Below are 9,502 nucleotides of genomic sequence, written 5' to 3' on the forward strand. Positions count from 1 at the left end.
TTGCACTTCGGTTCCCCGGGATTGCACTTCGGTTCCCCGGGATTGCACTTCGGTTCCCCGGGGTTGCACTTCGGTTCCCCGGGGTTGCATTTCGGTTCCCCGGGGCTGCACTTCGGTTCCCCGGGGCTGCACTTCGGTTCCCCGGGATTGCACTTCGGTTCCCCGGGGCTTCCGGGCCGGGCCCTCCCGTGGTATAAAAGAACCATGACGTTTGGTGTTGTAATCAACCAACTTGAGGGCAGCTTTTTCTCGGCCCAGTGGCGGGTCTTGGCTGAATGGGGAAGATCCAGGGGGGTCCGGCTGATCTACTTTACCGGCAAGGCCCTAGAGTCCACCCTGCCCATGGAAAAACAGCACAATAGTATCTACTCCCTTATTGATCCGGCGAGGTTGGACGGGCTGTTGGTGTTCTCCGGCAGCCTGGGGAACCTGGTTTCTCCGGCCGTCCTTCGGGAGGTCATGGAACCCTGGGGCCGGATTCCCCTGGTAACGGTGAATAGCCGGGTGGCTAGCTACCCAAGCATCCATACCGACAGCACCGACGCTATTTCCGACCTGGTTGAACACATTACGGTATACCATGGGCTGGGGGAGGTCGGCATCGTCGCCGGGGAGCCCACCAATCCGGAAGCTGCCGAACGCCTTGATCAGCTGCTGGCGAGCCTGGAGAACCGGGGAGTCTCCCCCGGGGATGTCCGGATATTTCATGGGGATTTCTCCTCTGCCTCGGGGACCCTGGCGGCGGAGCACTTTTTGGAGACCGGGGTTCCCCAGGCTATCCTCTGCTGCAATGATGAAATGGCCCATAGCCTGATTCTCCGCCTTCAATCATCCGGGGTGTTTGTGCCCGAGGATACGGCGGTTACCGGCTTTGACGGCCTTCCCTTCGGACAGAACATCTTTCCGGCCCTAACCACCGTCGAACTGCCCCACAGGGAAACTACCATCAGGTCCATGGAGATTCTCCTGGACTTGGCATCCGGCGCCGGAACCCGGTCCTGGGCAGGTTACCCGGGCACCCAATCCCCCGCCCCCTGCCGCCTGGTAATCCGCCAGTCCTGCGGCTGTCTGGATTACCTCTCCGATCAAGCCGAGGCTGCAGGGGGTTCCGAGACGCGGGGCTGCCTCGAAGAGGACAATACAAATCCCGGGGCGGAGTCCCGGCGCATTCGCGATTCTATGGGGAAAGGCCACCCCCTCCCCGCTCTGCACCAGCCGGTTCTGGATGGGTTCCGCTCCTTGGAAACCACAACCGATCCGGAGGCGCGTTCCTGTATTCTTAAACAGCTGCGGCGCCATTACTTCATGAATGTCAAGGCTGCGGGGCAGATTCAATACGCGGTGACCCACGACCTCTTTTTGTTTGAATGGAAGTTCAGAACAGCCAGCCGGGCAATTTCTTCCAACCTCTACCTCGAGGGGCTCCTGGAAACCCTGAAAACCAGCATCCCCTACCTGGGCATTAGCCTCTTCCGCCTGTACCTGTACAACCAGCCGATTCTCTGGCCCCAAGACGGAGTTGTGGACCGGGCCGCCGGGAGGCTGAGCCGGCCACCTGCGGATAGCCTGGTACTGCACCTGGAGATGCAGGGTGACGCCTGTACCGTTTTCTCCCCGGGCGGGGAAATCAAGCCCATACATCATATCTACCAACCCTGGCCGGCCTATGCCCGGGGGGGATCAGACCCTGGGCCCGGGGTGGTTGTTAAACCCCTGTTTTTCGGAGAGGTTCAGATGGGACTGTTCGTTATGAGCGCCGAGAAGGAACCGGATATGCTCTTTGAGAGTCTCAGGGAGGTGCTGAGCATTTCTCTGGAGCATATCCATATAAATAGACAGATGCAGGAGGCCCGGCGCCGTTTGGAGGCCAGTCTGGCGGAATCCTCAGCCCTGAATAAAACCCTCCAGCATATTTCGGTCCACGACGAGTTAACAGGCCTGCTCAACCGCCGGGGATTCTTTCAGCTGGCCCAGAAGATCATGGAAACCCAGCCCGCCGGGGAGGAGATGTACCTCTTCTATCTGGACATGGACGGCCTAAAACAGATCAATGACCGGTTCGGTCATAATACCGGCGATACTGCCATTACAGAGTTCGCCACAGCCCTCAGGGCCTGTTTCCGGGCCAACGATCTGATCTGCCGCATGGGCGGAGACGAGTTTACCGTCCTCGCCCGGAGCGGTAACCCCGATTATCCGTCCCAAATCCGAAGCCGGCTGAAAACAGAACTGGAACGCCGCAGCGCCGAGGGGAACCTGAGCTTCACCCTGTCCGCCAGCCTGGGGTACCAACCCTTCCGCATCCGACCCGAGGTGAATATCGAACAAATCCTCCGCCAGGCAGATGCCGGGCTCTACCGGGAGAAGCAGAAGCGGAAGGACTGAGCGGTTCTTGGTGGATCAACCTACCAGATGCCGGAGCCTGATGCTCCAGCGGGCAAACCATCTGTTATAGCAGCACCACCCCAGGGCCACGCCACAGGTGGTGGCGTCAGCATCGGAAGTTACAACCTTTTACGCACTAGCCAAGCCATTTGTCCGATACCAGCTATCAACTTGATTCATCAAACCATGTGTATTAGAATACACATATTGAGGTGTATTCATGAGGACAAATGTTGTTTTAGATGATCAACTGGTTGAAGAGGCCTTCAAACTTGCAAAACACATTCATACAAAAAAGGATCTCATTGAGATTGCTCTACAAGAGTTTGTCAGAACCAGAAAAATGAGAAATTTACGTGATTTAAAAGGGAAAATTGCCTTTTCTGACGGATATGATTTCAAAAAAATGAGAGAGGACAAATGATCCTGGTTGATACATCAGTTTTAATTGATTATTTAAAGGGACTGAATAATCACGCTACCCAAGCCTTTGACTCTATCATCGACCTCGGAATTCCCTATGGAATCAATGAGTATATTTACCAGGAAGTATTACAGGGTGTGAGAACGGTTGGGGAATTTCAGTTGGTTAAAGATTATTTTGAACCGCTTCCATTCTATTCCCTGCGATATGGCAAAGAGTCTTACGAAAAAGCCGCATTTCTGGGTTTTTCATGTCGCCGATCCGGAGTGACAGTGCGCAGCACCATCGATTTGCTTATTGCCCAAACCGCTATTGAAAACAACTTGAGTCTCCTCCATAACGATCGTGACTTTGAGAACATAGCAAAGGTCGTTCCTGAGCTTACCTGTTACCCGCCAAAACCCTAGTACTTAGAAGATTCTTAGTGCGCAAAAGGTTGTAAACTACACAGGAAATAGTGGTATTTCCAGTAGCTCGACCCCGGTAATAGCAGTGCCCATTCCCCGGGGCAGCCCATCTCTCCTCGACCCTACTCCCCCAGCAGGGCCTGCATATCCTTGTCGGCGAAGAAGTCCTTGTAGAGCAGGTCGCAGCCCTTGATGTGGTTTACCAGCCATCCCTTGAGGAACTCCATGACATCCAGGGCGATGAAGGATTTCCCCGAGGCCAGGTCCGCCTGGAGTTCCCGCACCTTCTTGAGGAGATGGGTGTGCTGGGCCTTCTGCTGCTGGCAGCCGGGGTAGTTGGTGCGCTCCATGGCCCGCTCCTCGGCGGCGAAGTGGTAGTCCGTGTAGTCCACGAGTTTGGCGAGGATATCCTGGAGCTGCCGGCCCGTGGTGCCGTTCTTCATGGCGGTGTACAGATCGCCCACGTAGGTGAAGAGCTTTTTATGGTGATCGTCAAATACCTGGACACCCACGGCGTAATCGGGGGACCAGCGGATCTGGTCAGCGGACTGGTAGGATACCAGAATCTCGATGATCCGCCGGGATAGCTCCATGATCTCCTGGAAGATTTCTTCCCGGCTTTGGCCGGCTGCCCCTCGGGCGGGGGGCACTAGTACCCCGGCTGCCCCTCGGGCGGGGGTCCGGGCTGCATCGGGAGGGCTGGCTGTCCCGGGATGCGTGGCTGATACACCGCCGGGGACGGGGGTCCGGGCTGCGTCGGGAGGGCTGGCGGTCCCGGGATGTGTGGCTGATACACCGCCGGGGGCGGGGGTTGTACTGGGAAGGGTTGTCATGGCGACGCGGCCAGGGAGGGCGGAGTGGCCTGTCTGTACCGCAACTCCCGGGAGTGCCTGGTGTGCCAGGCTGCGGCTCAGGGTCTGGATACGGCGATGGTGCTGGGAAAGATCCCGGTAATGCTGGGGATCGGCAATGATGCTTTTACCCTCAAGATTCAGCCAGAGCTCCAAGGCATTCGAATCCCTTTGAAACAAAGAAGAGATAGCGGCGGCATCCCGGTTGTCCATGGCGATACGCAGACTGCTGATGTCCTGAAGGTGCCCCAGGATGATGTGGGAAATGGCCAGGCGCTGCCGGGCAAGGTCTGCCTCGCTGCGGATGGTATCCGGGGCGGTCTTGGCGATGCGGCTCACCAGATCGATGATGGAGCTGTTATTATCGTCGGCAACCCCCACGGTCTCCCGGGCTACGTGGGTAACCCGCCTGGCCTCTGAAGATATGACCTCCATGGACTGGAGGGTCTGGGCGGCGCTGTCCCGGGCGGTGGTGATCAGGTTGTTCAGATCCTCCCCGGCGGTGCGGACCTCCTGGGTGCTCTGGGAAATGACCAGGGCGCTGTTCTGCAGGGATTCTGTGGCCTGGCGGATCTCCCGGACCATCTGGGTGAGCTCCTGAGTGTCCGTGGCGATGGTGCCGAAGCCCCGGGTAACCCCGTCGATAACGGTGTTCATGGTCTGCTGAACCTCCTGGGTCTGGGTGCTGGAGGTCCGGGCGGTAGTGATGCGGTCGATGAGACCCTTGAGGTGCTGGGAGATGTGATGGGCGTTCTGGCCGCTGGACTCGGCCAGTTTGCGAATCTCCGATGCCACCACGGCGAAGCCCCGGCCGGCCTCTCCGGCGTGGGCTGCCTCAATGGCGGCGTTCATGGCCAAGAGGTTGGTGCGCTCGGCAATGTCGTTGATGATGGCGATCATATCCCGGATGGAACTGATGCTCTTGCCCACCTCGTCGATCATGACCTGGGTGGATTGCACCGAGCGGTTCATCACCTGGGCGTGGTCTGCCAGGGTTCCGGCATCCTGCGCCTTGGTCTGGGTTATTTTCGCCACGGCTTCCAGAGAACTGACCATGCCCTCAATGGATTCGTAGTTTTGGGTCACCAAGACCCCCTGGTGTTCTACCTGGCCGGCCAGGCTGCCCAGGGTGGCAAAGATCTGCTCCACCGCCGCTGCCCCGTTGGAGACCTGGTCGGAAAGGCGCTGCATGTTCTGTCCCGCCACCTCGGACCTGGAGGCAATGGTGATGGTGGACCTGATGGTTTCCCCCACCTGGCTGACCAGCTTGACCGACCGGTCCTCGGAGGTCATGACCACGGGAAATACATCCCGGGATAATTCCGCCCCGGAGCTATTGGCTTCGTCCATGGCTTCGGGCCGGTTTTGGGCTTTCTTGTTTCTATGGTGATTCCAACGCCCCAGCACAAGCCCCAGGCCCGTCCCAACGCAGATCAGCCCGGCCACCAGCCAGAGCCAGAGGGGCGGCACAACCAATACGGCCATGAACGACAGGCCCGATCCCAGGCCCAGAACGAACAGTAGTAAATCGGCCCCCGGGGCGGCAGATGATGATTTCATAGTATGACTCCGACTGTAGGATTGGCTGGCAGGGCAACTCGTCTCATTGCCACCCGCCCCGGAGATAGGTACGATCCCCGGGCCGGTTAGTACCCGGCCGCTGATCGGCTTCGTTTGGGTGGCCGCAAGGTTTGGAAGCCTACCGGCGGCATGTCAAATACATGCTGCCTGATTCATGGTAATTTATTCGTATTTTTATTTCCATGGTCCAGGTATAAAAACACAAAAGTTTATCCGCATTATCTGTTGTACCGGGGCATCCTAGGGGTTTTTAGTTGTGGTTTGCTTTCGCTATAAAGAACCGCGCTGCTCCCTTTTTCAACAATACCCAAAAGCGGTACCCTCTCCGGCGTTGCTCTACCATGTCACAATTTCGGTACCAGTAACCCAGGCTGGCTGAATTAACCTCCGACCATGAAGAAACTAACGTGACGATCCCATAGCATTCCATCACAACCGTTAGTAGCCTTGGAATCTCAGGGGTATGTCTCAGGAAACCCAACCCTAATGTCAAGTTTCCATGCTTTTTTGTCAAGTTTCCTTGACTTGTTAAGAACGGCACCGTATGATTATTGACAAGCATGCTTTACATAATGGAAAGGGAGATTTACCTATGAATAAGAACGAGTCAAAGATAGATACCTGGAATACCCGTACGGCACGCAAGGTCATTCAGCTTGCAATTTGGACAGGCTCCTGGGTTGCGACAATGGCCCTTGCAAGTTTCGGTCCAGAGCTCATATGGCATTCAAATCAATTGATAACCATCATTACAATTGTCATTAATCTGGGGCTTGGTGTTGGGATGATTGTGGCAAATATTCGCCACTTACGAGTGTTAGATGAGATGATGCAACGGATTCAGCTTGAAGCCATGGGATTGGCCCTTGGCACCGGGGTAGTTGGGGGGCTCAGTTATGCCCTGTTGGAACAAAGCAATCTAATCACCCTTGATGCAAAAATCGGGCATTTGGTTATTTTAATGGCCTTAACATACCTCATAGCCACCATCGGCGGCTTAAGGAAGTACCGATGAAAAACCGCCTAAAGGTACTCCGAGCTGAGCGAGACATGACCCAAGCAGCATTAGCCGCGGCTCTGGAGGTTTCCCGTCAGACAGTCAATGCCATTGAGACGGGAAAATTCGACCCAAGCCTCCCGCTTGCGTTTAAAATTGCGCGTTTATTTAATAAGCGAGTGGAGGATATTTTTGAAGATACCCCTGATTCAACCTAATTTTTTGATAGTGCGCAAACTAATACTACAAGGATCCATACTATGAAAAAACTACTTTTTACCACCTTTTTGTACCTGGTGATGATCCCCCTTAGCGCAGAAGAAATCATCGGCCAGTGGAATGGTGTGCTTGATGTACTGGGTGACCAATTCACCCTGGTGTTCCATATTGAGACAGATGAAAACGGATACACAGCCTCATTCGACAGTCCGGACCAAGGGATCCGAGGGGTTCCCTTTTCTGATTCTACCCTTAACAACCCTGAACTAAGACTCGTTGCAGAGAATATTGGTGCAGTCTACGCGGGGGTACTAACCAATAACACAGTGGTGGGCACGTGGAGCCAGAGTGGGCAATCATTTCCGCTCACCCTTTTCCGGGAAAAAGTGGAAAACGTACAACCAAACCGCCCCCAAGAACCTCACAAGCCCTATCCGTATTACGAAGAAGAGATCAGATTTGATAATATCCAAGATGGAATCACCTTGGCCGGCACACTCACCCTGCCAAATCAACATGGCCCGTTTCCCGCCGTCATCCTGATTACCGGAAGCGGTCCCCAAAACCGAGATGAGGAAGTATTTGGCCATAAACCATTTCTGGTTCTCGCAGACCACTTGGCTAAAAACGGTATAGCGGTGCTTCGATTTGATGACCGCGGTACTGCAGGGTCTACAGGTATCTACGATACCGCCACATCCGCAGATTTCGCAACAGACGTAGAAAGCGGAGTACAGTTCCTGCTGGACAGAAAGGAAATTGATTCTTCTGAGATCGGGCTTATTGGGCATAGCGAGGGTGGACTAATCGCCCCTATTGTCGCGAATAGAACCAAAGCAGTCTCATTCATCGTATTGCTGGCCGGGCCGGGTGTTCCAGGAAAAGAGATATCCCTCATGCAGGCTATGACTTTGGAGGATTACGATCCAGCACAGCAAGAATCTTACCACCGATTCTTTAAAACCGCCATCGACATCGCCTCCTCAAATATGGCGCTGTCCGAAATCAAGTCTGATCTCACGGAACATTATAAAACCTCGGAGCATCTACTGAGGGCCATGCTTCCTTCGGGCTATAATCTAGATGCATTCATCGATGTGGCAGTAGAAACCTCCACCCGGCCCTGGTCTCGTTTTTTCTATAATCACGATCCAGCAAAGGAACTGAGAACTATCACCATTCCCGTACTCTCCCTCATCGGAACACACGATGTTCAGATCCCTGCAGAGGTGAATAATCCGGCGATTCAAACCGCCCTGGAACAGGCTGGAAACCCAAATTTCACCATTAAAGATCTGGAGAATTTGAATCACATGTTCCAGGAAAGCGAGACAGGAATGATTAAGCAACCTTTTTTCTGTAAATTTCTTTAAAAGCAGGGCGATCATTAGACTCGGGTAAGTACCGTTTTTCATTCTGCCATTGATCGTTCTGTTCGATCAGCATGGCCGCCGCAAGGCGAAGCAAACTATCGGCATTAGGGAATACGCCTACGACCTTTGTTCGCCTTTTTATTTCTTTCATTTGACGTTCAGCCAAATTTGAGGTTCGTAACTTCCTCCTGTGGTTTTCCGGGATATGAAATACGCTTAATCCCTCCCGGAGATTTTCATCAGCCCACTGGGCAAGACGGGGCTGGGTCTTCTCATACTTTTCTACCAGGCTCTGCAAGTACCTTTCGGCGTTCTGTTCATCTGGGGCATTGAAAACCTTGCGGATTTCCGCCGCTACCGCCGGGACATCGTCTTTCCTTGTCACGTAACCACGAGCATTTTGCTGCAAGTGAAATTGACACCGTTGCCACAAGATTCCAGGAAACACAGCATCGATAGCTGCTCGAAGACCCGCATGGTCATCACTGGTAATCATGGTCAGACCATGGAGCCCTCTACGAACCAGGCCTTCTAGAAACGATCGCCAATTTACCTCCGCTTCGCTATTGGCTACTTCTGTGCCCAAAATCTGACGTTTGCCTTCATAATCGACGCCTATGGCCATCAGTAGGGACTGTTTGACCACTTTCGAGCCTACACGCACTGATTCATATGTAGCGTCGAGCACGAGATACTGTATTTGTCCTACCGGCGAGGATCGCCAGGATGTTGCCTCTTCATCCAGCTCCTTCGCCAATCGACTTACCTGTGAGGAGCTCACCTCGGTGCCGCATAGGATTTCTACGATATCTGAAACCCGTCTAGTACTGACCCCTTTTACGTACATCTCGGCTATCGCAAGTTTTAAGGCTCGTTCACTCCGAATACCCTTTTCGATACAGCTGGGATAGAATTCCAGTCCGCGGACTTGAGGTATCTTGAGTAATACCTTCCCGGTAGCCAAAGCCAAGGTTTTGTTCTTAAACCCGTTGGCGTAGCCCATTCGATCTTCGGTCCGCTCATAGGGTTCGGCCTGAAGGGTTTTGGCTCGCTCAAGTTTCATTGCTTCGTTCACTACCTTTTCTATCACCTTAGAAAATTTACTGTCTTCCTTGGTGGCTAACATTTGGATCACTTGCTCTAAAAGTGTATACTCTGATTGGTAGGCCATCGGGCTCTCCTTATGGTTTGTTTCGTCACTTACCATTTGAGCCTGATCGGCCTGCTTTCTTCAACCTAATTTACAGAAAGAATTGTACACCAAC

8 protein-coding genes are annotated in these 9,502 nt (G+C 54.0%); 6 read left to right on the top strand and 2 right to left on the bottom strand.

The window, feature by feature from the left end; genetic code table 11:
• Positions 1-204: 204 nt before the first annotated feature.
• The 3 genes from DC28_RS07455 (at position 205) to vapC (ending at position 3,216) form a co-directional block, all read left to right on the top strand.
• On the top strand, positions 205-2,385 hold the full coding sequence (locus DC28_RS07455) for a diguanylate cyclase (protein WP_156104620.1): 2,181 nt from the start codon (positions 205-207) through the stop codon (positions 2,383-2,385).
• A 220-nt stretch (positions 2,386-2,605) separates the two neighbouring features.
• A complete protein-coding gene (locus DC28_RS07460) occupies positions 2,606-2,809 on the top strand; it encodes a type II toxin-antitoxin system VapB family antitoxin (RefSeq protein WP_037547388.1) in 204 nt (67 codons plus the stop codon).
• A complete protein-coding gene (gene vapC / locus DC28_RS07465) occupies positions 2,806-3,216 on the top strand; it encodes a type II toxin-antitoxin system VapC family toxin (RefSeq protein WP_037547390.1) in 411 nt (136 codons plus the stop codon). Before DC28_RS07460 ends, vapC begins: the two co-directional genes overlap by 4 nt.
• Positions 3,217-3,338: 122 nt before the next feature.
• Here the strand turns inward: vapC and DC28_RS07470 are convergent, their stop codons facing one another.
• Positions 3,339-5,627, bottom strand: a complete 2,289-nt coding sequence (locus tag DC28_RS07470; RefSeq protein ID WP_037547391.1) for a bacteriohemerythrin — start codon at positions 5,625-5,627, stop codon at positions 3,339-3,341.
• A 613-nt stretch (positions 5,628-6,240) separates the two neighbouring features.
• On the opposite strand from DC28_RS07470, the gene DC28_RS07475 reads away from it, so the two are divergent.
• From DC28_RS07475 to DC28_RS07485, 3 genes are read left to right on the top strand one after another with little or no spacing between them, the layout of a single operon-like run.
• Entirely contained in the window at positions 6,241-6,663 is a 423-nt protein-coding gene (locus DC28_RS07475; RefSeq protein WP_037547393.1) for a hypothetical protein, read from the top strand.
• On the top strand, positions 6,660-6,863 hold the full coding sequence (locus tag DC28_RS07480) for a helix-turn-helix transcriptional regulator (protein WP_037547395.1): 204 nt from the start codon (positions 6,660-6,662) through the stop codon (positions 6,861-6,863). The genes DC28_RS07475 and DC28_RS07480 overlap by 4 nt, the downstream gene beginning before the upstream one ends.
• Positions 6,864-6,905: 42 nt before the next feature.
• Positions 6,906-8,237, top strand: coding sequence for an alpha/beta hydrolase (locus DC28_RS07485; protein ID WP_052078599.1), 1,332 nt, complete (start codon positions 6,906-6,908; stop codon positions 8,235-8,237).
• Here the strand turns inward: DC28_RS07485 and DC28_RS07490 are convergent.
• Complete coding sequence (locus DC28_RS07490; protein ID WP_037545877.1) at positions 8,206-9,408, bottom strand: IS256 family transposase; 1,203 nt, start codon at positions 9,406-9,408, stop codon at positions 8,206-8,208. The genes DC28_RS07485 and DC28_RS07490 overlap by 32 nt on opposite strands.
• Positions 9,409-9,502: the final 94 nt, after the last annotated feature.

The organism is Spirochaeta lutea (genome assembly GCF_000758165.1).
GTDB classification, from domain to species: domain Bacteria; phylum Spirochaetota; class Spirochaetia; order DSM-27196; family Salinispiraceae; genus Spirochaeta_D; species Spirochaeta_D lutea.

Coding starts and splice junctions, on each gene's coding strand:
- DC28_RS07475 (WP_037547393.1), top strand. CDS start 6,241: ATGAATAAGAACGAGTCAAAGATAGATACCTGGAATACCCGTACGGCA.
- DC28_RS07455 (WP_156104620.1), top strand. CDS start 205: ATGACGTTTGGTGTTGTAATCAACCAACTTGAGGGCAGCTTTTTCTCG.
- DC28_RS07485 (WP_052078599.1), top strand. CDS start 6,906: ATGAAAAAACTACTTTTTACCACCTTTTTGTACCTGGTGATGATCCCC.
- DC28_RS07460 (WP_037547388.1), top strand. CDS start 2,606: ATGAGGACAAATGTTGTTTTAGATGATCAACTGGTTGAAGAGGCCTTC.
- DC28_RS07470 (WP_037547391.1), bottom strand. CDS start 5,627: ATGAAATCATCATCTGCCGCCCCGGGGGCCGATTTACTACTGTTCGTT.
- DC28_RS07490 (WP_037545877.1), bottom strand. CDS start 9,408: ATGGCCTACCAATCAGAGTATACACTTTTAGAGCAAGTGATCCAAATG.
- DC28_RS07480 (WP_037547395.1), top strand. CDS start 6,660: ATGAAAAACCGCCTAAAGGTACTCCGAGCTGAGCGAGACATGACCCAA.
- vapC (WP_037547390.1), top strand. CDS start 2,806: ATGATCCTGGTTGATACATCAGTTTTAATTGATTATTTAAAGGGACTG.